The organism is Streptomyces sp. NPDC093984, from assembly GCF_044764595.1.
Lineage (GTDB): Bacteria > Actinomycetota > Actinomycetes > Streptomycetales > Streptomycetaceae > Streptomyces > Streptomyces cynarae.
The window spans coordinates 685,946-710,717 of record NZ_JBIWIM010000003.1; the positions used below are offsets into that span (position 1 = coordinate 685,946).

Genomic DNA, 24,772 nt, shown 5'->3' on the forward strand with positions numbered 1-24,772 from the left:
TCACGATCCGTTCTTCCCGCGCGCCTGCGCGGGGTGTTCCAAGGAGCTGTACTTCTCATGGCATTTCGCCGTTCCCCGATCCGCCGTTCCCCGATCCGCCGTACCGCCGCGCTGGCCGCGGCCGCGACCGCAGCGGTGGTGCTGACCGCCTGCGGCGGCACCGACTCCTCCTCCTCGTCCTCCGCTTCGTCGGGGCACTCCGGCCACGGCATGGGGTCCATGTCCCCGGCCACCCCCTCGGGCGCCGCCTCCGCGGCGCAGGGCGGCCACAACGCGCAGGACGTGACGTTCGCGCAGGAGATGATCCCGCACCACCGCCAGGCCGTGGCCATGGCCGGCCTGGCCCCGTCGCGGGCCGCCTCCCAGGACGTCAAGGACCTCGCCGCGAGGATCCGGAAGGCACAGGACCCGGAGATCGCCACCATGTCGGGCTGGCTGAAGGCCTGGGGCGAGAAGGTCCCCGACGCCAGCGGGTCGGGCATGGAGAGCATGCCGGGCATGGACCACTCCGGCTCGTCGATGCCCGGCATGATGTCGGACGGGGACATGAAGAAGCTTCAGGGCCTGTCGGGTGACGCCTTCGACAAGGCCTTCCTCCAGATGATGATCGGCCACCACGAGGGCGCGATCGCCATGGCGAGGACCGAACAGGGCAAGGGCGCCTACGGTCCCGCGCAGACGATGGCGAAGTCGATCGTCACCTCGCAGTCCGCCGAGATCACCGAGATGAAGAAGATGCTCGGCGAGCGGTAGTCAGTAGGCAGTAGCCCCAGGGCCGGTTCGGGGCGGCGGTGGTACGGCCGCCGCCGCCCCGGATCCGGGTCCCTTCGCACCCGGGCCACGGCGGAGTCAACTCACCTGGTGGGCGGGTGCACTTCGGTCGGCACGCGAGGCCGCTCCCTACCCGGCGTGAGCCGGGCGCAGCACGACAAGAAGGGGCCGTCCGCCTCGCGCGAGGAGCGCGGGGCGGACGGCCCCTTCGAGCCGGCGGTCAGAAGGAGACGTTGACGCCGGCCTGGTGGTAGGCGCCGAGGGTGCCGACGGTGCCCAGGGCAACGCCCTCGACGGTGCCGACCTGAGCCAGGACGTCCGCGTCGCTGACCGTCGTCGGGCCGACGACCGCGCTGGCGTGCGGGGCCAGGCCGCCGGAGACGTTGTCGAGCTCGGCGTCGGACAGCTCGGCGGTGTGGACCTGGGGAGCGGAGTTCATGATGGAACTTCCCTTCGCATGTGGTGTTCCGCAAGGGGGGAGCGCCCCGCTGGGGACAGGTGGCGGGCCGCGACCGCGGGCGTGCGGCATCCGTTACCGGCCACCCTTCGCACGACCCCGCGGCGCCTGAGATCAAAGCACGGAGAGCGCCGGCTATCCAATCAACCGGCGCTGCCACCAGGGCGGTTGACCGCGTAGGCCACGCATCCGTAAAGGCGCGCGCACGAATTGGGGGCGGTTTCTCCACACGCCGCGCGGGGCCGGGACGTGGCCGGTGTTGCCCCCGTGATGCGGAATTAGACATTCCGAACCAATGGAGCGCGCTCCGGCAGGCCGGCGTGGAGATCCCTCGCACCTCGTGCCGCAGTTGCGCATTCGCGGTGCAGATTCGCCGAACCCCGGGTGCCCGACGACTCACCCCGCCGAAGAAGGGTGCCCCGCCCGTCCGTGACCGGACGGGAACCGTCCGTCGGGGAACGGGAACCGGTCCGGGAACCCGTCCGCGAGCGGACGGAAAGTGATGTTCCGCGACGGCTCCACCGGGCGCTCGCCGGGAGGTCCGCGGCGCTAAGGCCGGGGCCTGCGGCCCTCCGCACAGCTACGGTCCCTCTCGCCGTCCGGAACCGGTCCCCCCTCCGGTTTCTCCAACTGCCGCACGAGCGGCGGCTCTGCGGGCAGAACCGGTGCGGTCCCGTCCGCAAGTCTCTGAGACGGGCACATACGGCACCCGCCTGATGCGCCATGCTTGGAGGCCATACGGCATAACACGTGTTGCCCGGTCTGCCGGCGCGCAAGCGTGGCGTTCCCTTCACGAGGTGCACTGATCAGTGAAGTCCGGTAAGTCGACCCTGGCAGCGTGGCTGCACCGCCTCGACGCCGAAGACCTGGAGCAGCTGCTCGCGGCACGGCCGGACGCCGTGTCCCCGCCGGAGCCCCGCTCGGTGAGCGAACTGGCTGAACGCCTCCAACGCCCGGGCTCGGTCGCACTCGCGCTGCCCCGGCTCCCGCTGCCCGTCCTGCAGGCAGCCGAGGCACTGGCGGCACTGAGTGCGCCGGCCTCTCCGGACGTCCTGGCGGACCTGCTGGACGCGACGGAGGACGAGGCCGCATACGGCCTGGAAGCGGCGCTCCGGACGCTGTCCACGCATGCGCTGGTCTGGCCGGACAGCGAGGGAAAACTGCACATGGCCGCGCCCCTGCGGCAGGCGTGGGACACACCGCTCGGAGTGGACCAGCCGCTGGCGACGCTGTTGAAGGACACGACCTCCGAGGAGTTGCGCCGCATGCTCACGGCCCTGGGCGTGCGACCTCCCGGCACCAGACCACAGCGTCTCGCGACGCTCCTGGAGCACCACAGCGACCCGGCACGTGTAGCCGCGGTGGTCGCCCGGGCACCGGCCGACGCCCGGAAACTGCTGGAACGCAGGGCGGACCCCGCGTACCGCCCGCAGACATTCGTCCTCTTCGGGGGCCAGTCCGCCCCCGAACCGGGTGCGCGCTGGGCGCTGGAGCGGGGACTGCTGGTCCAGGGAAGATACAGCTACGGCCCCGTGCGGATGCCCGCCGAGGTGACGCTCGCGCTGCGCGGGCCAGGCTGGCATGCTCCGTTCGACCCCGCGCCGCCCGTCACCCTCCTGGTACCCGTCGCCCCGGCGGAGGTCGACGGTGAGGCGTCCGCCGCGGCCACGTCGTTCGCCGCCCACGCCGCCTCTGTCCTGTCGGTGTGTGCGACGACTCCGCCCGCCCGGCTGAAGTCCGGCGGAGTCGGAGCCCGTGAACTGGCCAGGATCGGCAAGGCGGCACGCTGCGAGGAGGCCGTCGTACGCCTCACCCTTGAGACGGCGTACGAGGCCGGTCTCATGGCCCGTGACGGTGACCGGGTCGCGCCGACGGACGCCTACGACACCTGGGCGGAGTCGGAACCCGCAGCACGGCTCCCGGTGTTGCTGCACGCTTGGTGGACACTTGGGCTCACCCCCTCGCAGGCCCGCGACGACGACAACAAGGCGCTGCCCGCCGTGGCCGGGACCCCGTCCTGCGCCGGTTGCCTCCAGGCCCGGCAGGGGCTGCTCACCGCCGCTTCCCGGCTCCCGGCCGGGCAGGGCGCGAAGAACACGGCCGAACTGGGCCCTCTTACCCACTGGTCACGGCCGCTCGCCGAGGAGTTGCCGCAGGACACGACGCCGTTCGCCACCGTGATCCGGGAGGCCGAGCTGCTCGGTGTCCTCGCTCGCGGCGCGCTGTCCCCGATCGGCGCCGCTCTGCTGGCCGACAGCACCGAGGAACTGGCCGCCGCCTGCCGCCGCCTGCTTCCCGACGCCACCGCGACGGCCCGCTTCGGCGGCGACCTGACCGCCGTCGTCACCGGCACCCCCGCCGCACGGCTGGTCACGCTGCTGGACTCGGTCGCCGATCGGGAGACCAGCGGCACGGCCTCGGTGTGGCGGTTCAGTCCGGCGAGCGTGCGCCGCGCCCTGGACGCCGGCCGCAGCCCGGACTCCATCGAGGCCGACCTGACTGCCGTCGCCGCCAACCCGCTCCCCCAGCCCCTGTCTTACCTGATCATGGACACGGCGCGCAGCCATGGGCGGGTCCGCATCGCCTCGGCCGCCTGTGTCGTCCACGGCGAGGAACCTGCCCTCCTCGCCGAGATCGCCGCCCACCGCAAACTCTCCAAACTGGGTCTGCGGCACCTCGCTCCGACCGTCCTCATCAGCCGCACCCCGCTGGAGAAGACCCTCGCGGCACTGCGGGCCGAGGGATACGCGCCGGTCGCGGAGACAGCCGACGGAACCGTGCGCGTCGAACGGCCCCGCAGCCACCGGGTGACCGCGCCGGTACCGCCTCCGCGCAGAGCGGTCGGCGGCCCCGGTGCCCGGTCCCGTACGACCGCCGCCCCGGAGCAAGCCGAGCCGGCCGCGCTGGCCGCCCGACTCGCGGGCGCCCCGCTCGCCCATCCCGACCCGTGCAACGGCGTCCCCTTCGCCACCGATACCGAAGAAATCATCGCCGGACACGCGACCGAGCTCTCTCACGCCGATGTCCGTCAACTCGCCCACGCCGTCGACGACGGTACGGCGGTCACCATCGAGTACGTCGCCGCCACGGGCAGCCGCACGATCCGCACCGTCAGCGGCCTGGAGCTCGACCCCCCGTATCTGTACGCGTGGTGTCATCTGCGCGACGCGGAGCGGGTGTTCACGCTGTCGCGGATCCACGGGGTGATGCCCCCGACGTAACCCCGGAGCGGCGGACCGGGGCGTTCGAGGTGTCCGTACCAATCCGCAAGGTCGTCACCAGGGGCATGACCTCGCGCTGTTGGTGGCCGCCGCCCCCGTCGCGCCGCCGATCAAATGATCGGGAACGTCGATCGCATGGCAGCACCTCGACGGACCGATCTCTCTCACAGCGACTGCCGTCGTCAGGCGCGTGCGTCCCGCTGCCGCACTTCCTTCAGGACCGCTGCCACGGCAGTGAAGTCGTCGTCCACGTGAAGCACCGTGTGGCCGTGGTGTACCGCAGTGGCGCACACCAGGAGATCGACGGTCTCCGCGGAGCGGTGCTGACCCCGCTGCGTGAGCTTGTACTGCGCGGTGTCGACCCAGCGCCATGCGTTCTTCGGCACCGGCGAGAGCCGGCACAGCGCATCCAACTCCTCGGCAAGCTCGTCGCGGTGAGCCGGGCCGGTGGCGGAGTGGAGGAACTCCGTCCTCGTCGGCTCACAGATGTGGAAGACACCGGCGGCAATGTGCCCTTCCCACGGCCGGATCGCCCCAGGAGTGCGGAACAGATGCCACAGAGCAGAGGTGTCCAGCAGATACGTGATCACTCGAAGGCTGCCTGCCGTGCGCGCGTGGCAGCGTCATGCGCGGCCGCCGCAGCCTCGAACTCACCCCGCTCGCCGCGCGCGGCCAGCTTCTCGGCCGCCTCAAGCCGCTTGATGCGCGCCACGTAGTCCCGCAGAGCCGCGTTGACCGTGTCCTTCTTGGTAGTGGAACCCATGAGACGCATCGCCTCGGCGAGTGCCTCATCGTCCAGGTCGATCTGCGTTACGGACATCTCCACCCCCACCGAGTATGCGATGTACACAGTCATGATACGTCACCAACATCCACAAGGTCAGCGATGCGGAAGATTTCGACCATGCCTCGCATGTCGCCCACGTCGGCGTCCACTACGCGTCCACTGGATCTTGGTCTGATCGAATGAACGAGGGTCGCCACCCGGGAGTGGCGACCCTCGTTCTCGCGTCTCTGCAGATAGAAACGGTCCTGCATCCACCTGCGACTGGTGGGGCGGGTGGGACTCGAACCCACGGCCGACGGATTATGAGTCCGCTGCTCTAACCGGCTGAGCTACCGCCCCGTCACGGCGCGTCGCGTACATGTGTGCGCGCCGTCTGCCGCAGCATAGCCGCTCATACGATCTCCTGCTTCGGATGGTCGTCTTCCGCGGCCCCTTCATGACCTTGAGGACTTCGCCGCGGACGCGGCGGTTCCCCCGGACATGAAAAAGGACCCCGAAGGGTCCTCGTTCAGCATGCTCCCCCGACTGGACTCGAACCAGTAACCTGCCGGTTAACAGCCGGCTGCTCTGCCAATTGAGCTACGGAGGACCGAGCTCCCCCGACTGGACTCGAACCAGTAACCTGCCGGTTAACAGCCGGCTGCTCTGCCAATTGAGCTACGGAGGAATGCCTCGTTGCATCGAACGTACCTCCCCGGGTATCCGCCAGGGGGCGCTCGCTCGCTGCGACACATACATTAGCGCAAGCAGGGGGGTGCTCCGCCAACCGGTACTCCCCGACACCGGCGCCCACGCAAGGGACGACGCAGACGCAAGGGAAGGATGGCCGCCATGCGCTATCGGCTCACGTTCGTCGCCGGGGTGGTCCTGGGCTATGTGCTGGGGACACGGGCCGGGCGCGAGCGTTACGAGCAGTTGAAGAAGTCCGCCCGGCAGGTCGCGCAGAACCCTGCCGTGCGCAACACCGCCGAGACCGCCGCCCACCAGGGCCGCGAGATCGCCGGGAAGGCCCTCCACGCGGTGGGGGCCAAGGTGGGCGACCACATGCCCGACTCGGTCGCCGACCGTGTGCGCTCACTGCGTGAACGCGGCACGAACGGCAGCGGCCCGGACGACTGGGGCACCAGCAACAGCTGACCCGGGATCGGTGACGTGCGCGCCGGGAGGGCCCAGCGGCTCCTCCCGGCGCGCACGTCCACCCCCTTCCGTACGGCAGAATTTCCGCCATGGGGATAGTCGCCGGGTTGGACAGTTCGCCCGATTTCACTCGTATCGTCGTCTGCGACGCGGACACGGGGGCCGTGCTCAGGCAGGGGTATGCACCGCATCCGGTGGAGACCCCCGAGGGTGGCAGCCGTCCCTCCGACGTCGACCCGCAGGCCTGGCTGCTGTCGCTCGGGGAGGCAGCCGGCGGCGGGCTCCTGGAGGGTGTGCAGGCCATCGGCGTCTCCGCGCAGGCGAACGCGCTGGTCCCGCTCGACACGCAGGGCGCCACCGTACGGCCCGCGCTGGTCGGCGGCGACAAGCGGGCGCAGGTCGCGGCGGCCGACCTGATCGACGCGCTCGGCGGCCGGCAGGCCTGGGCCGAGGCCGTCGGCTGCGTCCCGCAGGCCGCGCAGCCCGTGACCAAGCTGCGCTGGCTCGCCAAGACGGAACCCGACAACGCGCTCCGCACCGCCGTGCTGATGCAGGCCCACGACTGGCTGGTGTGGCAGCTGCTCGGCCGCCCCGTGAGACGGACCACCGACCGGGGCGGCGCCTCCGGGACCGGGTACTGGTCGGCGGCGACCGGCAGCTACCGCGGCGACCTCGTCGAGCTCGCCCTCGGCCACCAGGCCATGGTGCCCGAGGTGATCGGTCCCTCCGAGGCGGCCGGTACGACGCCGGAGGGACTGCTGATCTCCGCCGGCACCGGGGAGACCATGGCCGCCGCGCTGGGTCTGGGCATCGGGCTCGGCGACGCGGTGGTCTCGCTCGGCGCCTCCGGGTCCGTGATGGCCGTCCATCCCGAAGCACTCGTCGACCCCTCCGGGATGATCACCTCGTTGGCGGACGCCACGGGCATGCACCTGCCGGTGGTGACCACCCTCAACGCCGTGCGCACCCTGCGCGGCACCGCCGAACTCCTCGGCCTGCCGGACCTCGAGTCGCTGTCCGACCTGGCGATGAAGTCGACGCCCGGCTCGCACGGGCTCGTCCTGCTCCCCTACCTGGAGGGCGAGCGGACCCCGAACCTGCCGCACACCGCTGGCACCCTGGCCGGGCTGCGGCGCGAGTCGATGAAGCCGGAGCACCTGGCGCGGGCCGCGTTCGAGGGCATGCTGTGCGGGCTCGCGGACGCGCTGGACGTGCTGCGCGGGCGCGGCGTGGAGGTGCGGCGGATCTTCCTGCTGGGTGCCGCCGCGGAGCTGCCCGCCGTGCAGGCGGCGGCGCCCTCGCTGTTCGGCGCGCAGGTCGTCGTCCCGCAGCCGGCGGACTACGCGGCGATCGGCGCGGCCCGCCAGGCGGCCTGGTCGCTCGGCGTCTCCCAGGGCACGCTCGACCCGCGCACCCCGCCCCCGTGGCAGGGCGCGGCGGCCCAGGTCCTGGAGCCGGGCGAGGAACTCGCGGTGGGCCAGGCCGTACGGCAGCAGTACGTGTCGGTACGCGAGCAGACGCACCCGGGAGCGTTCCGCCCGTAGACGCGCCGATCGTCGCGGCCGTAGAGGCGGCGGTGTCGTCCATCTCACACGGCGTCACCCGTACGGCGGCCGCCCGGCGGTGACGCACGTCACCACCCTTCAGGACTACGCCCGAAGGCCGAGCCCGCTCGGTCTTGTGACCGCTGTCGGCTTAATCGGTTGAGGTAACGCGGGTGGAGTGTTCGACGATAGGGCGTGGTGCACCACCGACCGCCTCCCTTTCGTCGACCACTCCGAGAGATCTCGCGTGCTCATACGTCTTCTGAGGACCCATATGGGTCCGTACAAGAAACCGATAGCCCTGCTGGTGCTGCTGCAGTTCCTGCAGACCTGCGCCACGCTCTATCTGCCCACCCTGAACGCGCACATCATCGACAACGGTGTCGTGAAGGGGGACACGAACTACATCCTGACCTTCGGCGGCCTCATGATCGGGGTCTCGATGGGCCAGGTGGTGTGCAACATGGGCGCCGTCTACTTCGGGGCCCGGACCGCGTCGGCCGTCGGCCGGGACATCAGGGCAGCCGTCTTCGACCGGGTGCAGTCGTTCTCCTCCCGCGAGGTGGGTCAGTTCGGCGCGCCGTCGCTGATCACCCGCACCACGAACGACGTGCAGCAGGTGCAGATGCTCGCCCTGATGACGTTCACCCTGATGGTGTCGGCGCCGATCATGTGCGTGGGCGGCATCGTCCTGGCACTCGGTCTGGACGTGCCGCTGTCCGGTGTCCTGGTCGCCGTGGTGCCGGTGCTCGGCATCTCCGTGACGCTGATCGTGCGCCGGCTGCGGCCGCTGTTCCGCACCATGCAGGTCCGCCTCGACACGGTGAACCGGGTGCTGCGCGAGCAGATCTCCGGCAACCGGGTCATCCGCGCCTTCGTCCGCGACGACTACGAGAAGGAGCGCTTCAAGGGCTCGAACACCGAGCTCACCGACGTGGCCCTCGCCACCGGCCGCACGCTGGCGCTGATGTTCCCGCTGGTGATGACCGTGGTGAACCTCTCCTCGATCGCCGTGGTCTGGTTCGGGGCACACCGCATCGACAGCGGCGGCATGCAGATCGGCGACCTGACGGCGTTCCTCGCCTACCTCATGCAGATCGTCATGTCCGTGATGATGGCCACCTTCATGTTCATGATGGTTCCGCGCGCGGAGGTCTGCGCCGAGCGCATCCAGGACGTCCTCGCCACCTCCTCCAGCGTCGTACCGCCCAGCGCGCCCGTCGCCGAACTGCGCCGGCACGGTCATCTGGAGATCCGGGGCGCCGGGTTCCGCTATCCGGGTGCCGAGGAGCCGGTGCTCAAGGCCATCGACCTGGTGGCGCGGCCCGGCGAGATCACGGCCGTCATCGGGTCCACCGGCAGCGGCAAGTCCACCCTGCTCGGGCTGATCCCCCGCCTGTTCGACGCCACCGAGGGCGAGGTGCTCGTGGACGGTGTGAACGTGCGGGAGATCGAGCCGAAGCTGCTGGCCAGGACGGTCGGGCTGGTACCGCAGAAGCCGTACCTGTTCGCGGGCACGGTCGCCACGAACCTGCGCTACGGCAATCCGGACGCCACCGACGAGGAGCTGTGGCACGCGCTGGAGGTGGCACAGGCCAAGGACTTCGTCTCCGAGCTGGAGAACGGGCTGGACTCCCCCATCGCGCAGGGCGGCACCAACGTCTCCGGTGGCCAGCGGCAGCGCCTCGCGATCGCCCGCACCCTGGTGCAGCGCCCGGAGATCTACCTCTTCGACGACTCCTTCTCCGCGCTCGACTACGCCACCGACGCGGCCCTGCGGGCGGCGCTCGTCCGGGAGACCGCCAAGGCGACCGTCGTCATCGTCGCCCAGCGGGTGGCGACCATCCGGGACGCCGACCGGATCGTCGTCCTGGACGAGGGCAGTGTCGTCGGCACCGGCCGCCATCACGAGCTGATGGCTGGCAACGAGACCTACCGGGAGATCGTGCTCTCCCAGCTCACGGAAGCGGAGGCTGCCTGATGGCCGGGCCCATGCGGGGGATGATGGGCGGGGGCGGCCCCGACCAGCGCTCGATGGACTTCAAGGGGTCCGGGAAACGGCTCCTCGCCCAGTTCGCACCCGAACGCCCCACCATGATCGCGATGCTGCTCTGCGGTGTGCTGAGCGTCGGGTTGTCCGTGGTCGGACCGAAGATCCTGGGCAGGGCGACGGACCTGGTCTTCGCCGGGATCATCGGCCGTCAGATGCCGGCGGGCCTGAGCAAGGAGCAGGTCCTCGACTCCATGCGGAGTCGGGGCCAGGGCGGCGTCGCCGACATGCTCTCCGGCACGGACTTCACCCCGGGCAAGGGCATCGACTTCGGTGCCGTGGGGGACGTCCTGCTGCTCGCACTGTGCACGTTCCTGGTGGCCGGCCTGCTGATGGCGGTGTCGACGAGGCTCTCCAACCGGGCCATCAACAGGACGATCTACCGCATCCGCGAGGATGTGCAGGCGAAGCTGTCGCGGCTTCCGCTGTCGTACTTCGACCAGCGGCAGCGCGGTGAGGTGCTCAGCCGCGCGACCAACGACATCGACAACATCCAGCAGACGCTGTCGCAGTCGATGGGCCAGCTCATCAACTCGCTGCTGACGATCGTCGGCGTGCTGGCGGTGATGTTCTGGGTGTCGTGGCTGCTGGCGCTGGTCGCCCTGGTGACCGTGCCGCTGTCGTTCTTCGTCGCGACCCGAGTGGGCAAGCGGTCGCAGCCCCACTTCGTGCAGCAGTGGCGCACCACCGGCAAGCTGAACGCCCACATCGAGGAGATGTACACCGGGCACACGCTGGTGAAGGTGTTCGGCCGGCAGGAGGAGTCGGCCCAGCAGTTCGCGGAGCAGAACGAGGCGCTGTACGAGGCGGGGTTCCGGGCGCAGTTCAACAGCGGTGTGATGCAGCCGCTGATGATGTTCGTGTCCAACCTGAACTACGTGCTGGTCGCGGTGGTCGGCGGTCTCCGGGTCGCGTCGGGCGCCCTGTCGATCGGTGATGTGCAGGCCTTCATCCAGTACTCACGGCAGTTCTCGATGCCGCTCACGCAGGTCGCGTCGATGGCGAACCTGGTGCAGTCGGGTGTCGCCTCGGCGGAGCGGATCTTCGAGCTGCTGGACGCGGAGGAGCAGGGGGCCGACCCCGAGCGCGGGCTGCGCCCGGAGGAGCTGCGCGGGCGGGTCGCGCTGGAGAACGTGTCCTTCCGCTACGACCCGGAGAAGCCGCTCATCGAGAACTTGTCGCTGAAGGTGGAGCCGGGCCAGACGGTCGCGATCGTCGGCCCGACGGGAGCGGGCAAGACCACGCTCGTCAACCTGCTGATGCGGTTCTACGACGTCACCGGCGGGCGGATCACGCTCGACGGGGTCGACATCGCGAAGATGTCCCGGGACGAACTGCGGTCCTCGATCGGGATGGTGCTGCAGGACACCTGGCTGTTCGGCGGCACCATCGCGGAGAACATCGCCTACGGCGCCTCCCGCAAGGTCACGCGCGGCGAGATCGAGGAGGCGGCGCGGGCGGCCCACGCGGACCGGTTCATCCGTACGCTGCCGGACGGCTACGACACCGTGATCGACGACGAGGGTACGGGGGTCAGCGCGGGTGAGAAGCAGCTCATCACGATCGCGCGGGCGTTCCTGTCGGACCCGGTGATCCTGGTGCTGGACGAGGCGACGAGTTCCGTGGACACGCGGACCGAGGTGCTGATCCAGAAGGCGATGGCGAAGCTGGCGCACGGGCGGACGTCGTTCGTGATCGCGCACCGGCTGTCGACGATCCGGGACGCCGACACGATCCTCGTGATGGAGAACGGCTCCATCGTCGAACAGGGCTCGCACACGGAGCTGTTGGCCGCGGACGGGGCGTACGCGCGGCTGTACAAGGCGCAGTTCGCGCAGGCTGTCGCCGAGGTCGACTGATCCCCCCGGGGGCCGCCCCGACGGGCGGCCCCTTCAGTCCAGATAACCCCTGAGCTGGTCCGCGAAGGCGTGGTCCCGGAGCTTGTTCAGCGTCTTGGACTCGATCTGGCGGATGCGTTCGCGGGTGACGCCGAAGATGCGGCCTATCTCCTCCAGGGTGCGGGGGCGGCCGTCGACGAGTCCGTACCGCAGCTGGACGACCTTGCGCTCCCTCTCCCCCAGCGTGGACAGGACCGCTTCCAGGTGCTCCCTGAGCAGCAGGAAGGCGGCGGACTCGACCGGGCTGGCGGCGTCGCCGTCCTCAATGAGGTCGCCGAGGGCCACGTCGTCCTCCTCGCCCACGGGGGCGTGCAGGGAGACGGGCTCCTGGGCGAGCCTCAGCACCTCGCTGACCCGCTCGCTGGGCAGCTCCAGATGCGCGGCGACCTCTTCCGGGGTCGGTTCGTAGCCGCGTTCCTGGAGCATCCGGCGCTGGACGCGGATGACCCGGTTGATCAGCTCGACGACATGCACCGGGACGCGGATGGTGCGGGCCTGGTCGGCGAGGGCGCGGGACATGGCCTGACGGATCCACCAGGTCGCGTACGTGGAGAACTTGTAGCCGCGGGCGTAGTCGAACTTCTCGACGGCCCTGATCAGACCGAGGTTTCCCTCCTGCACGAGGTCGAGCATGGTCAGCCCGCGGCCGATGTACCGCTTGGCGACGGAGACGACGAGGCGCAGGTTGGCCTCGATCAGCCGCCGCTTGGCCATGCGCCCCATGACGACGAGCCGGTCCAGGTCGAGCGCGAGCCGGGTGTCCAGGTCGGGGGTGTTGAGGAGCTTCTCCTCGGCGAACAGGCCGGCTTCGACGCGGCGGGCGAGTTCGACCTCCTCGGCAGCCGTCAGCAGCGGGATGCGGCCGATCTCGCGCAGATACTGGCGGAACAGGTCGGAGGAGGGGCCACCGGTGTCGGCACGGTCGCGGAGGGCTCCGACGGGTTCAACGGTTTCGACGGGTTCGACGAGTTCGACGGCTTCGACGGCTTCGACGGGTTCGAGCGGCTCGTCCAAATCGGACGGGCCCGGTGGCTCGGGCTCGGCCTCCGTCTCGGGGTGGTGCGCGAGCCGGTTCTGCGGCGGCACCGCCGGGAGGGCGTCGGTCTCCGCGTCCGGCTCGTCGTTCAGGATCTCCGGTTGGGTGAGGGTCTGGGTCTGCACGGGGGGCGACCTCCAGGAATGTCGCTGCTTCAGGCGTGCGGCAGCGGTACGTCGGTGAGCGGAACCGCGGGGGTGTCGGACCCGCCGCCATGGACGGGCCGGCCGCGCTCCGAGGACTCAGGCACCGGAACCCAGTGTGGAGTACGACACATCACCGCCACGAGGGTTGTGCGCCCACTTTTTGAGTCCGGTCCGTGACCGGGTGGTTACGCTGCCGCACGGGTGTGCGGTACGCCGCCTACAGCGCGGCCGCCCCCCGCTCCCGCAGCGCCTGGTCGTACTGCTGCAGTACCCACAGCTCGTTCTGCACGGCGGCCAGTTGGGCCGGGTCGCCGTGTGTGCCCAGGCGGGTCAGGGTGGACTGGATGTCGCGGATCCGCCGTTCTACGGCGCGGCGGCGGACCGTGACGAGGACCGTGCCCGCGTACACGTCGTCCACCGTCCTGCGCATGATCGCCTCGACGGCGAGCTCCGTGACCATCGCGCGCACCGTGTCGTCGGGTGCCGCGTCGCGGACCCTGACCAGGTACTCCTGCGGGTCCTGCGCGCCCCACTCCGCGCCGCCCGCCTCCATGATCGCCTGCCGTACGGCCGCGTACGGCGCCGCCGTGAACTCGTCGACCCCGTAGGCGTCGAACGCGGGCGACACCAACTCCGGCCGCTGGAGAGCGAGTTTCAGCAGCTCGCGCTCGGTCGCGTAGACCGGGTTGCGGAGGGTGAGGGCCGGGCCGGAGACGGCCGGGCGGGGCGCCGCCTCGTAGCGCTCCGCCGGGCGCGGTCCGGTCGGCGCGGGGCCCCTGCCGCCCCGGTCGCGCGCCCAACGGGCCAGCTGCGCCACCCGCTTCACCACGAACTGCGTGTCCAGGATGCCGAGCATGCCCGCGAGCTGGACCGCCACCTCGTGCTGCGCGCCGCTGTTCTTGATGCGGGCCACGACCGGCGCCGCCTCGTCCAGCGCGGCCGCCCGGCCCGCCGGGGTCTCCAGGTCGTAGCGGCCGACGATCTGGCGCAGCGCGAACTCGAAGAGCGGCGTACGCGGCTCCGCCAGGTCCGCGACCGCCTCGTCGCCCTTGGCGAGCCGCAGGTCGCAGGGGTCCATGCCGTCCGGCGCGATGGCGATGTACGTCTCGGCGGCGAACTTCTGGTCGTCCTCGAAGGCGCGCAGGGCCGCCTTCTGACCGGCCGCGTCGCCGTCGAAGGTGAAGATGACGCGGGCGCTGCCGTTGTCCATCAGCAGCCGCCGCAGGATCTTGATGTGCTCGCCGCCGAAGGCCGTGCCGCAGGTCGCGATGGCCGTGGTGACGCCCGCGAGGTGGCAGGCCATGACGTCGGTGTAGCCCTCGACGACCACCGCCCGGCTGGTCTTCGCGATCTCCTTTTTCGCCAGGTCGATGCCGTACAGGACCTGGGATTTCCGGTAGATCGCCGTTTCGGGGGTGTTGAGGTACTTCGGGCCGGTGTCCGCCTCGTAGAGCTTGCGGGCGCCGAACCCGACCACGTCCCCGCCGATGTCCCGGATCGGCCACATCAGCCGGCCGCGGAAACGGTCGATGGGGCCCCGGCGGCCCTCCTGGGACAGGCCGGAGAGGATCAGCTCCTTGTCGCTGAAACCCTTGCCGCGCAGGTAGCGGGTGAGGTGGTCCCAGCCCTGCGGGCTGTAGCCGACGCCGAAGTGCACGGCGGCGGCCTGGTCGAAGCCGCGCTCGGCCAGGAACTTCCGCCCCGCCTCGGCCTCCGCGCTCGCGTCGAGCTGCTCGGCGTACCACTGGGCGGCCAGCTGGTGGGCCTCCACCAGGCGGATGCGTTCGCCGCGCTGGTGGGTGGGGTTGTACCCGCCCTCCTCGTACCGCAGCGTGATGCCCGCGCGCGCGGCCAGGCGCTCGACCGCCTCCGAGAACGAGAGGTGGTCGACCTTCATCACGAACGTGATGGTGTCGCCGCCCTCCTGGCAGCCGAAGCAGTGGAACAGCCCCTTGCTGGGGCTGACCTGGAAGGACGGCGACTTCTCGTCATGGAAGGGGCACAGCCCCTTCAGGTTTCCCCCGCCGGCGTTGCGCAGCTGGAGGTACTCGGACACGACGGCGTCGATCGGGACAGCGTCCCGTACCGCCTTCACGTCCTCGTCGTTGATCCGTCCTGCCACGCGTGAATTCTACGGGGCAGAACTGACACGCCTGGGGCAAGCGAGACAGCTCACCGGCCGGGGGTCCGGGGGTTGCTCCCCGGGCATCACAGCACGGGGCAGAACTGACACGCCTGGGGCAAGCGAGACAGCCCACCGGCCGGGGGTCCGGGGGTCGACCCCCGGGAATCACAGCACGGGGACGGTGTGACAGGGGCGGCGACAGTGGGCGGCGTCCGCCGTCTCACCGGGCCAGGCTCTCCAGCGGTACCCCCGGGTCCGACAACGCCTCCGGGTCCACCACCGTCCGCTCCCGGATCAGCTTCTGGATGCGGTCCGTGACATCCCACACATTCACGTTCATCCCGGCCAGCACCCTGCCCTCCTTCAGCCAGAAGGCGATGAAGTGCCGCTTGCCGGCGTCCCCCCGGATCACCACCTCGTCGTACGTCCCGGGCGGCGCCCACCCCGAGTACTCCATCCCCACGTCGTACTGGTCGGAGAAGAAGTACGGCACCCGGTCGTACGTCACCTCGCGCCCGAGCATCGCGCGGGCGGCGGCCGGGCCGCCGTTCAGGGCGTTCGCCCAGTGGTCGACGCGCAGCCGGGTGCCGAAGAGGGGGTGGTGGAAGGACGCCACGTCACCGGCCGCGTAGATGTCGGGGTCGGAGGTGCGCAGGGACGCGTCCACCGCGATTCCGCCTCCATGCGCGGGGTCGGCCAGCTCCAGCCCGGCCGCCTCCGCGAGAGCGACCCTGGGGGCCGCGCCGATCGCGGCGAGCACGTCGTGCGCGGGGTGCTCCTCGCCGTCGTCGGTGCGGGCGGCCAGGACCATGCCGTCCTGGCCGATGATCTCGGTGAGCCGCACCCCGAAGTGGAAACGGACCCCGTGGTCGCGGTGCAGCTCCGCGAACAGCTCGCCCAGCTCGGGGCCGAGGACGTGGTGCAGCGGGGTCGGCGCGGACTGGATGACGGTGACCTCCGCGCCGTACTCGCGGGCCGCCGCCGCGACCTCGAGGCCGATCCAGCCGGCGCCCGCGATCACGATGTGGCCGTTGTCCCGGCCGAGGGCGGTGAGGACGCCCTTGAGGCGCTCGGCGTGGGCGAGCCGGCGCAGGTGGTGGACGCCCGCGAGGTCCGTGCCGGGGATGTCCAGGCGGCGGGGCTCGGCGCCGGTCACGAGGAGCAGCTTGTCGTAGTGGACGAGCGTGCCGTCGTCGCCGAAGCGGACCGTCTTCGCGGCGCGGTCGATGGCGTCGACGCTCTGGCCGAGGTGCAGCTCGACGTCGTTGCGCGCGTACCAGGAGGGCTCGTGGACGAAGACGCTGTCGCGCTCCTCCTTGCCGAGCAGGTAGCCCTTGGAGAGGGGAGGGCGTTCGTAGGGGTGGTCGCGTTCGTCGCAGATCAGTATCACGCGGCCGCTGAAGCCCTCCGCTCGGAGCGTCTCGGCCGCCTTGGCGCCGGCGAGACCTCCTCCGACGATGACGAATGTCTGATCCGCGTCGACCACTTGATGCCTCCTCGTAAGGATGTCGCCACATGCGAGCCTCCCGCACGGGGGCGGGCTGCGGGAAGAGGGAGTGCCCCGATCAGGCCACGGAAGGGCACGACCGGCGGTCACGTGCCGCCGTCATGTACGGGTCAGGGCGGGTTGTGTGCGGGTCATGTGCCGGTCATGCGCGCCCCGTCAGCCGCGCGTGCAGGTGGCCGGCCGAGGCGTCCGTGAGCGAGGCGATCTGGTCGACGATCACCCGCTTGCGGGCGCGGTCGTCGGCGGCCTCTTCGAACAGCGCCCGGAACTGCGGGTCCAGTCCGTCGGGCGCGCGGGCGGTGAGCGCCTCGGCCAGTTCGGCGACGACGACGCGCTGGTCGGCGCGGATCCGCTCCTGCTCGGCCCGCTGCATCACGTACAGGTCGGCGACCGCCTTGAGGACCGCGCACTCCATGCGGGTGCTGCGGGGTACGACCAGCTCGGCGGCGTATCTGGTCAGGCGTCCGCTGCCGTACGCCGCCCGGGTGGCGCCCTCCGCCGCCAGGCAGAAGCGGCCGATGAGCTGGCTGGTGGCGTCCTTGAGGCGGCCCTGGGCGATGGCGGAGCCGTCGTACTCGCGTGGCCACCACTGCTGGGCGAGGAGCCGGTCGAGGGCTTCGGCCAGTTCCTCGGGGTCGGTGTCCGCGGGCACGTACCGGCCGAGGGCGACGGCGAAGACCGCCTGCCGCTCCGGTTCGGCGTGCAGGCTGCCGGGGTCGACGTATCCGGCGTGCAGGCCGTCCTCGAAGTCGTGCACGGAGTAGGCCACGTCGTCGGACCAGTCCATGACCTGGGCCTCGAAGCAGGTGCGGTGTCCGGGGGCGCCCTTGCGGAACCAGTCGAAGACGGGGCGGTCGTCCTCGTAGACGCCGAACTTCGCGGAGGCGGGGTCGGTGGGGTGCGCGCCGCGCGGCCAGGGGTACTTGGTGGCGGCGTCGAGGACGGCGCGGGTGAGGTTGAGGCCGACGCTGACGACGTCGCCGGTGCAGACATTGGGGACGAACCGCTTGGGCTCGATGCGGGCGAGCAGGCGCAGGGACTGGGCGTTGCCCTCGAAGCCGCCGCAGTCGTGAGCGAACTCGTTCAGCGCCTGTTCGCCGTTGTGCCCGAAGGGCGGGTGGCCGAGGTCGTGGGAGAGGCAGGCGGCCTCCACCAGGTCCGGGTCGCAGCCGAGGGCGGCGCCGAGCTCGCGGCCGACCTGGGCGCATTCCAGCGAGTGGGTGAGCCGGGTGCGGGGGCTGGCGTCCCAGGCCTCGCTCCGCGTGCCGGGGGTGACGACCTGGGTCTTGCCCGCCAGACGGCGCAGCGCGGCCGAGTGCAGCACGCGGGCGCGGTCGCGCTGGAAGGCGGTGCGGCCGGGGCGTTTGTCGGGCTCGGCGGCCCAGCGCTCGGTGTCCGAGGCGTCGTACGCCGAACCGTTCTCGCAGCGTGCGGGGGTCTCGTGGGCCTTCGGTGCGATCCCGTCCATGACCTGACAGTAATCGCAGCCACGGACAATCGGGATGTCGTCGTCCGTTGCTCGCCGGAGCGTCGGGCGTGGTTCAGGCCGATGCCAGCGCGGGCTCGGTGGCCGCCTCCGGGGTCACGAGGGCCTGGTCGTAGCGGTGCAGGACCAGGCCGGCCATCGCCGCATGGGCGCCGAGAGGGGCCGCCGCGATCCACGGGGCGGCCTCGGCGCACTCCGTGTGGAAGCGGCCGGGGGCGGTGAAGTACGAGGCGACGGCGACCCGGTGGCGGCCGCGGGCGGCCAGCGCGCGGACCGCCTGGGGCACGGTGGGCGCGGCGGCGGAGGCGTAGGCGGGGACGACGGGGACACCGAGGCGTTCGGCGAGGAGCTGGGCGGTGCGGCGGGTGTCGAGGGCGGATTCGGGGTCGCGGGAGCCGGCGGCGGCCAGCACCACCGCGCTGGTGCGGCGCAGGGCGTCGCTCATGCCGGCCGGCCAGCCGGCCTCGACCAGCCGGGCGTACAGGGTCTCCACGAGGAGCGGGTGCGGGCCGAGCGGGGCCGCCACGCGCGTGTGGGCGCGCGCCGCTTCCGCCGCCTCGGGGATGTCCTGCTTGACGTGGTAGCCGCGGCTGAGCAGCAGCGGTACGAGGACGGCGTGAGCGTCGCCGAGGGTGGCGAGGGTGTCGGGCAGCAGCGGCTCGTTCAGCTCGATGTGCCCGAGCCGCACCGGCAGGTGCGGGCGCAGCTCGCGGACCCGTTCCATGAGGGTCCGTACCGTCGCCAGGGCGCGCGGGTCGCGGCTGCCGTGCGCCACGAGGACGAGCGCGGGCGGGGCGGGGCGCCGGCTGCCGTCGAGCGAGACGAGGCTGAGCTGACTGCCGAGCTGGCTGGTGATCCGGTTCATGAGCTGCGCCGTACTGTCGAGGTGGGCGCCACCGGGCGGCCGGCCGCCGGGGCGCGGGGTGGACTCGTCGGGTGGAAGGTGCGACGCCGTCATGCACCGATCCTGGCGGCAGCAGGTTGCCGCGCCGTTGCGCGGCCGTGACCGGGTTGTTTTCCGGCGTTTCACGGCGCGGGCGCGGAGGGTGTGAGGGGGGCGCGCGAACCGGATGGCCGTTCGCCGCGTCCCTCTTGGCATGCCGGGCATGAAGATCCGCAGACCGAGGCTGCCGCGCACGCGCGCCGGACAGCGCAGGGCCGTTCAGGCCCTGGCCGCGCTGTGCGTGCTGGCGCTGCTGCCGGCCACCTGGTTGTACCTGACCACGTCCGGCCGGCTGCGCACCCCGGCGGACGTGCCGCGCACCGAGGTCGCCGTCGTCTTCGGCGCGGGCCTGTGGGGCGGCGAGCCGTCGCCGTACCTCGCCCATCGCCTGGACGCGGCGGCGGACCTGTACCGGGCGGGCCGGATCAAGGTCGTCCTGGTCACCGGGGACAACAGCCGCGAGGACTACGACGAGCCGGACGCGATGCGCGCGTACCTGGCGCGGCACGGCGTACCGCGCGAGCGGGTCGTGACCGACTACGCCGGCTTCGACACCTGGGACTCCTGCGTCCGGGCGAAGAAGATCTTCGGTGTCGACCGGGCAGTCCTGGTCAGCCAGGGCTTCCACATCCGCCGCGCGGTCGCCCTGTGCCAGGCGGCGGGCGTGACGTCGTACGGCGTCGGGGTGGACGCCAAGCACGACGTGACCTGGTACTACGGCGGCACCCGGGAGGTCCTCGCGGCGGGCAAGGCGGCCCTGGACGCACTGTTCCACCCGGACCCGACGTTCCTCGGGCCGAAGGAGCAGGGGATCACGAAAGCGCTGGCGGGGGCACGGGACTGAGCGTGGAGATCACGGATCTGACGCCGGCCGAGCGCCGCGTGTGGGAGGCCTTCCCGCTCGGCGAGGGCGTGGACTTCCGGGAGGGCGCGGACGAGGACGCCACCCAGGGCGCCTCATGGGGGCCCGGGCGGACCCTGCGGGCGGAGGTGCTGCGGGCGCTGCTGCTGGACGGGCCGGTGCGGGACGACCGGATCGCCGGGCTGAAGGTGTGGGGCGCACGCATCACCGGGCGGCTGGACCTCAAGTACGGGACGGTCGAGCACTCCCTCCGCCTGCGGTGCTGCCATTTCGAGCAGGCGCCGGACCTGTACGGGGCGCGGATCGTCGCCCTGGTCCTGAACGACTCGGTGCTGCCCGGGCTGACGGCGGGGAACCTCCGCTCCGAGGGCGTCGTACGGATCACCTGCTGCCGCATCGCGGGGCCGGTGCGGCTGGCGGGGGCGAAGATCTCCAGCGGGTTCTTCGCCAACGCGGCCAGGCTGGGCAGCCCCGACGACGGGACCCCCCAGGAGCCCGTCCTCCAGCTCAACCACGCCGAGGTGAGCACGGACGTGTGGGCCGCCGGGCTGGTCGCGCACGGCCAGGTCCGGATGAACGGGGCCGCCGTCGGCGGCCAGGTGAACCTCGAGAACGCCGAGTTGTACGCCCCCGGCGGGACCGCCCTGCACGCCGAGACCCTGACGGTCGGCACCGACCTGCACGCCAGGGGGCTGCGTGCCCGTGGCCGGGTCAATGTGAGCGGGGCCCGGATCCCCCGCCACCTCAGTCTCACCGGGGCCCGTCTGTCCCACCCGGGCGGACAGGCCCTGCGCGCCAGCAGCAGTGTCGTCGGCGAACTGTGGCTGCGCGGCGCCGCGCCCGTCGAGGGCGTCGTCAATCTGCGCGGCGCCCAGGTGGACCTGCTGCACGTGCCGCCGGAGGTGTGGCCCGGGCAGGTCCGGCTGGACGGGCTCGGTTACCGGGTGCTCGCCCCGCATCTGCCCGCCGAGCAGCGGCTACCGCTGCTGGAACGCGACACCGATGGCTACCTCCCGTACTCCTACGAGCAGTTGAGCACGGCCTACCGCACCGCGGGCGACGACGCCGCCGCCCGCACCGTCCAGCTGGCCAAGCTCCGCCGCCACCGGCGCACCCTGCCCCGGTACGCCCGGCTGTGGGGGTATGTGCAGGACGCCGCCGTGGGCTACGGCTTCCGCCCGATGCGGGCCGCGGGCTGGCTGCTGGTGCTGCTGTGCACCGGTGCGCTCGCCTTCGCGCTGCACCGTCCGCCCGCGCTGAAGCCGTCCGAGGCGCCCGGCTTCAACCCGTTCGTCTACACCCTGGACCTGCTGCTGCCGATCGTCGACTTCGGCCAGCAGGGGGCGTACGCGCCGCGCGGCTGGTACCAGTGGCTGTCGTACCTGCTGATCGCCACCGGCTGGGTGCTGGCGACGACGATCGCGGCGGGCGTCACGCGCTCCCTGAACCGGCAGTAGGCCCCGGGAACCGGCAGTGGGCCCCGGCTGCGGACCTCACGCCGCCCCGGGCCCGGCGGGGAGGTCCTGGTCCCGGCCGTGTAACCGGCAGCGCCCCGCCGTGTAACACGCCCGACGCACGCTGAGCGGCATGCAGACCACCTCGACGCCCACGCACTGCCCGTACTGCGCCCTGCAGTGCGGGATGAACCTCACTCCCACGCCCGAGGGGGGCGTCGAGGTGGCCGAGCGTGCCGACTTCCCGGTGAACCGGGGCGCGCTGTGCGGCAAGGGCCGTACGGCGCCGGAGGTGCTGTCGTCACGGGTGCGGCTGACGTCGCCGCTGGTGCGGTCCGGGGGCGAGCTCAGGCCTGCCACCTGGGAGGAGGCGCTGGACCGTGTCGCCGGGGCGTTCTCGCGCGCGCGGGCGGAGCACGGGCCGGACGCGCTCGGGGTGTTCGGCGGGGGCGGGCTGACGAACGAGAAGGCGTACACGCTCGGGAAGTTCGCCCGGGTGGTGCTCGGCACCTCGCAGATCGACTACAACGGGCGGTTCTGCATGTCGTCCGCGGCGGCGGCCGGTACCAAGGCGTTCGGGCTCGACCGGGGGCTGCCGTTCCCGCTGGAGGACATCCCGAAGACGGGCTGTGTGATCCTCGTGGGCTCCAACCTCGCCGAGACGATGCCGCCGGCGCTGCGGTACCTGACGGAGCTGAAGGAGAACGGCGGCACGCTGATCGTCGTCGATCCCCGGCGGACGCGGACGGCCGAGCAGGCGGATCTGCACCTGGCGGCGCGCCCGGGCACGGACCTCGCGCTGGCGCTCGGCCTGCTGCACCTGGTGGTCGCCGAGGGGCGCACGGACGAGGCGTACATCCGGGAGCGCACCAGCGGCTGGGAGGAGGCGCGGGCGGCGGCGATGGCGCACTGGCCGGAGTATGTGGAGCGGATCACGGGGGTGTCCGTTCCGCAGCTCCGGGAGGCCGTGCGGCTGTTCTGCGCGCCGGAGAACGCGATGGTGCTGACCGCCCGCGGGCCCGAGCAGCAGTCCAAGGGCACGGACACGGTGAGCGCGTGGATCAACCTGTGCCTGGCCACCGGGCGCGCGGGCCGCCCGCTGTCCGGGTACGGCTGTCTGACCGGGCAGGGCAACGGGCAGGGCGGCCGGGAGCACGGCCAGAAGGCCGACCAGCTGCCCGGCTACCGCAAGCTGACCGACCCGGCGGCGCGCCGGCACGTGGCGGAGGTGTGGGGCGTGGACCCGGACTCGCTGCCGGGCCCGGGCCGCAGTGCCTACGAACTCCTCGACGCCCTCGGCACGGACATCCGCACGCTGCTGCTCATGGGCTCCAACCCGGTGGTGTCGGCCCCGCGCGCCGCGCACATCGAGGACCGGCTGCGCTCGCTGGACTTCCTCGCCGTGTGCGACGTGGTCCTGTCGGAGACGGCGGAGCTGGCGGACGTGGTGCTGCCGGTCACGCAGTGGGCGGAGGAGACCGGCACGACGACCAACCTGGAGGGCCGGGTCCTGCTGCGCCGCCGCGCGCTGACCCCGCCGCCCGGGGTGCGCAGCGACCTGGAGGTCATGCACGAACTCGCCGCACGCCTGGGCGTGGAGAAGGGCTTCCCCACGGACCCGGAGGAGGTCTTCGAGGAACTGCGCCGCGCCAGCGCGGGCGGCCCGGCGGACTACTCCGGGATCACCTACCGCAGGCTGGCGGAGGAGAACGGGGTGTTCTGGCCGTGCCCGGCACCGGCCGACAGCGCGGAGCCGGAGGGGCGCGCCGGTGTCGAGGGGGCGTCCGCGCGGAGGCCCGAAGGCCTGAGCACGGTCGCCCCCTCGACACCGGCTGAGGCGCCCTGGAGGCGGAGCGCGGACAAACACTCGCAGGAAGGCGAGGACGCCTGCCTCGACGTGCTCCCCGACGACCCGGCGGACCCCTCCGGCGAACAGGCGCCCGACGCCCACCCCGGCACGCCCCGTCTCTTCCTCGACCGTTTCGCCACCGAGGACGGGCGGGCCCGGTTCGCGGCCGTGTCCTACCGGGCGGTCGCCGAGGAACCCGACGACGCGTACCCGGTGCTGCTGACCACCGGGCGTGTGGTGGCGCAGTACCAGTCGGGGGCGCAGACACGGCGTGTCGCGGAGCTGAACGCCGCCGCGCCCGGGCCGTTCGTGGAGATGCACCCGCGGCTGGCGGAGCGGCTCGGCGCGGCGGAGGGGGACGCGGTCGCGGTGGTGTCGCGGCGGGGACGGGCCGTAGCGCCCGCCCGGATCAGCCGTGCCATCCGGCCCGACACCGTGTTCATGCCGTTTCACTGGCCGGGCGAGGGCCGCGCCAACACGCTGACCAACCCCGCCCTCGACCCCACCTCCCGCATGCCCGAGTTCAAGGTGTGCGCGGTACGGCTGGAGCGCTTGGGCCAGAGCTCCGCGGAGTGAGCTCGGAGGTGGGCGTACGGGACGCGCTCGCCGCATTGTCCGGCGGTGGCGTGCTGTCGGCCGACGCGCTGCTCGGCAGGGGGGAGGTGGGCGCGCCGCCCGCTTCGGTGTTCTCCCGGGTCGGGTCGATGCCGACGGTCAGCGTCGCGACGAGGCCCGTCTCGGCGTCCCCGGTGACCGTCATCAGCCCGTCCCTGGCGCCGCCCCCGCGGTAGACCGGGTCGTGCGCGAGCCGGGTACTGGTGCCGGTGTGCTGGGTGTACGGGGGCTTCGCGTACACCGCTTCGGCGTCGCTGTCGGGGAAGAAGAGCTGCCCGGTCCAGTTGACCCTGCCGCCCTTGTAGGTGCCGGCGGTCTTCTTGCCGCCGGTGTGCACCTTGACGTGGAGGTGCGGGGCGCGTCCCGTGTACCAGCCGGGGAAGATCGTCACGAACTCGGCGACGCCGTCGGCGCCGGTGGTCTGGAAGCCGCGCAGGTACGTCGTGGGGGCTGTGCCGCTGGTGTGGCTCTCTGCGGGTGCCGTGCCGCCCGAGTGCACGCCGGGGAAGCCGGAGTGGTAGCCCCAGGCGTCGCACTGCCAGATCTCGACGGCCGCGTCCTTCAGGAGAGCGCAGGCGTGGGGCTGGTCGCGCACGGTGAGCCGTACGGTGAGCGGCACCCCTTCCTTGCCCTCGGTGATGTCCCTGCGGAAGGGCGCGTCGGCCAGGTGGTACGGCCCTTGTGTGACGCTCGGGTTCAGCACGCACAGCTCGGCGCCGCGTGCCTTGTGGGCGTCCGGCTCGCGTCGGTGGGAGGACGAGCAGGCTCCGGTCCCCAGTCCCAGGACGGCACCCACGGCGGCACCGCCCAGCCTGAGCGCACGCCGCCGGGTGAGGTCGCTATCGGTCATGGCCGGGACCCTAGGCGGGGCGGCGCGTCGGGGG

The 24,772-nt window shown here is 71.9% G+C and carries 17 protein-coding genes, 3 tRNA genes and 1 pseudogene; 9 read left to right on the forward strand and 12 right to left on the reverse strand.

Annotated features, from left to right (window positions below):
• Window positions 1–57 precede the first annotated feature (57 nt).
• On the forward strand, window positions 58–753 hold the full coding sequence (locus ACIRC0_RS15300) for a DUF305 domain-containing protein (protein ID WP_403616135.1): 696 nt from the start codon (window positions 58–60) through the stop codon (window positions 751–753).
• Window positions 754–991: 238 nt separating this feature from the next.
• On the opposite strand, the gene ACIRC0_RS15305 is transcribed toward ACIRC0_RS15300, so the two are convergent.
• A complete protein-coding gene (locus ACIRC0_RS15305; RefSeq protein WP_403616137.1) occupies window positions 992–1,210 on the reverse strand; it encodes a class IIb bacteriocin, lactobin A/cerein 7B family in 219 nt (72 codons plus the stop codon).
• Window positions 1,211–2,037: 827 nt separating this feature from the next.
• On the opposite strand from ACIRC0_RS15305, the gene ACIRC0_RS15310 reads away from it, so the two are divergent.
• Window positions 2,038–4,449: a helicase C-terminal domain-containing protein gene (locus ACIRC0_RS15310; RefSeq protein WP_403616140.1), complete on the forward strand. Its 2,412-nt coding sequence runs from the start codon at window positions 2,038–2,040 to the stop codon at window positions 4,447–4,449.
• 182 nt (window positions 4,450–4,631) lie between these two features.
• Here ACIRC0_RS15310 and ACIRC0_RS15315 read toward each other — a convergent pair whose 3' ends face one another.
• The 5 genes from ACIRC0_RS15315 to ACIRC0_RS15335 form a co-directional block, all read right to left on the reverse strand.
• Entirely contained in the window at window positions 4,632–5,039 is a 408-nt protein-coding gene (locus ACIRC0_RS15315; RefSeq protein ID WP_403616142.1) for a PIN domain nuclease, read from the reverse strand.
• On the reverse strand, window positions 5,036–5,269 hold the full coding sequence (locus ACIRC0_RS15320) for a type II toxin-antitoxin system VapB family antitoxin (RefSeq protein ID WP_403616515.1): 234 nt from the start codon (window positions 5,267–5,269) through the stop codon (window positions 5,036–5,038). The genes ACIRC0_RS15315 and ACIRC0_RS15320 overlap by 4 nt, the downstream gene beginning before the upstream one ends.
• Window positions 5,270–5,498: 229 nt before the next feature.
• Window positions 5,499–5,575: transfer RNA gene (locus ACIRC0_RS15325), tRNA-Ile, on the reverse strand.
• A gap of 177 nt (window positions 5,576–5,752) precedes the next feature.
• Window positions 5,753–5,825: transfer RNA gene (locus ACIRC0_RS15330), tRNA-Asn, on the reverse strand.
• A 5-nt stretch (window positions 5,826–5,830) separates the two neighbouring features.
• Window positions 5,831–5,903 (reverse strand) — tRNA-Asn (locus ACIRC0_RS15335).
• Between the two features lie 164 nt (window positions 5,904–6,067).
• Between ACIRC0_RS15335 and ACIRC0_RS15340 the strand changes: the two genes are divergently transcribed.
• The 4 genes from ACIRC0_RS15340 (at window position 6,068) to ACIRC0_RS15355 (ending at window position 11,826) form a co-directional block, all read left to right on the forward strand.
• Complete coding sequence (locus ACIRC0_RS15340) at window positions 6,068–6,373, forward strand: YtxH domain-containing protein (protein ID WP_403616145.1); 306 nt, start codon at window positions 6,068–6,070, stop codon at window positions 6,371–6,373.
• An 89-nt stretch (window positions 6,374–6,462) separates the two neighbouring features.
• Window positions 6,463–7,917, forward strand: a complete 1,455-nt coding sequence (locus ACIRC0_RS15345; protein WP_403616147.1) for an FGGY-family carbohydrate kinase — start codon at window positions 6,463–6,465, stop codon at window positions 7,915–7,917.
• Between the two features lie 247 nt (window positions 7,918–8,164).
• Window positions 8,165–9,898, forward strand: coding sequence for an ABC transporter ATP-binding protein (locus ACIRC0_RS15350; RefSeq protein WP_403616150.1), 1,734 nt, complete (start codon window positions 8,165–8,167; stop codon window positions 9,896–9,898).
• Window positions 9,898–11,826, forward strand: coding sequence for an ABC transporter ATP-binding protein (locus tag ACIRC0_RS15355; protein WP_403616153.1), 1,929 nt, complete (start codon window positions 9,898–9,900; stop codon window positions 11,824–11,826). Before ACIRC0_RS15350 ends, ACIRC0_RS15355 begins: the two co-directional genes overlap by 1 nt.
• 33 nt (window positions 11,827–11,859) lie before the next feature.
• Here ACIRC0_RS15355 and ACIRC0_RS15360 read toward each other — a convergent pair.
• The 5 genes and pseudogenes from ACIRC0_RS15360 to ACIRC0_RS15380 form a co-directional block, all read right to left on the reverse strand.
• Window positions 11,860–13,151 (reverse strand): annotated as a pseudogene (locus ACIRC0_RS15360) (RNA polymerase sigma factor).
• Between the two features lie 113 nt (window positions 13,152–13,264).
• Window positions 13,265–15,169 (reverse strand): DNA primase, encoded by a 1,905-nt coding sequence (gene dnaG, locus ACIRC0_RS15365; RefSeq protein ID WP_403616156.1) that lies wholly within the window; start codon window positions 15,167–15,169, stop codon window positions 13,265–13,267.
• Window positions 15,170–15,392: 223 nt separating this feature from the next.
• Entirely contained in the window at window positions 15,393–16,658 is a 1,266-nt protein-coding gene (locus ACIRC0_RS15370; protein ID WP_403616158.1) for an NAD(P)/FAD-dependent oxidoreductase, read from the reverse strand.
• A gap of 163 nt (window positions 16,659–16,821) precedes the next feature.
• Window positions 16,822–18,147 (reverse strand): deoxyguanosinetriphosphate triphosphohydrolase, encoded by a 1,326-nt coding sequence (locus ACIRC0_RS15375; protein WP_403616162.1) that lies wholly within the window; start codon window positions 18,145–18,147, stop codon window positions 16,822–16,824.
• A gap of 73 nt (window positions 18,148–18,220) precedes the next feature.
• The gene (locus ACIRC0_RS15380) at window positions 18,221–19,123 is read right to left on the reverse strand and encodes a sirohydrochlorin chelatase (RefSeq protein WP_403616164.1); all 903 of its coding nucleotides are present in this window, start codon (window positions 19,121–19,123) and stop codon (window positions 18,221–18,223) included.
• 148 nt (window positions 19,124–19,271) lie between these two features.
• On the opposite strand from ACIRC0_RS15380, the gene ACIRC0_RS15385 reads away from it, so the two are divergent.
• The 3 genes from ACIRC0_RS15385 to ACIRC0_RS15395 all read left to right on the forward strand — a co-directional run bounded on the left by ACIRC0_RS15385 (window position 19,272) and on the right by ACIRC0_RS15395 (window position 23,849).
• Entirely contained in the window at window positions 19,272–19,952 is a 681-nt protein-coding gene (locus ACIRC0_RS15385; protein ID WP_403616166.1) for a vancomycin high temperature exclusion protein, read from the forward strand.
• A gap of 2 nt (window positions 19,953–19,954) precedes the next feature.
• Window positions 19,955–21,427 (forward strand): membrane-associated oxidoreductase, encoded by a 1,473-nt coding sequence (locus ACIRC0_RS15390; RefSeq protein WP_403616168.1) that lies wholly within the window; start codon window positions 19,955–19,957, stop codon window positions 21,425–21,427.
• 130 nt (window positions 21,428–21,557) lie between these two features.
• A complete protein-coding gene (locus ACIRC0_RS15395) occupies window positions 21,558–23,849 on the forward strand; it encodes a molybdopterin oxidoreductase family protein (RefSeq protein ID WP_403616170.1) in 2,292 nt (763 codons plus the stop codon).
• Here the strand turns inward: ACIRC0_RS15395 and ACIRC0_RS15400 are convergent.
• A complete protein-coding gene (locus ACIRC0_RS15400) occupies window positions 23,797–24,738 on the reverse strand; it encodes a protocatechuate dioxygenase (RefSeq protein ID WP_403616173.1) in 942 nt (313 codons plus the stop codon). The genes ACIRC0_RS15395 and ACIRC0_RS15400 overlap by 53 nt on opposite strands.
• Window positions 24,739–24,772 lie beyond the last annotated feature (34 nt).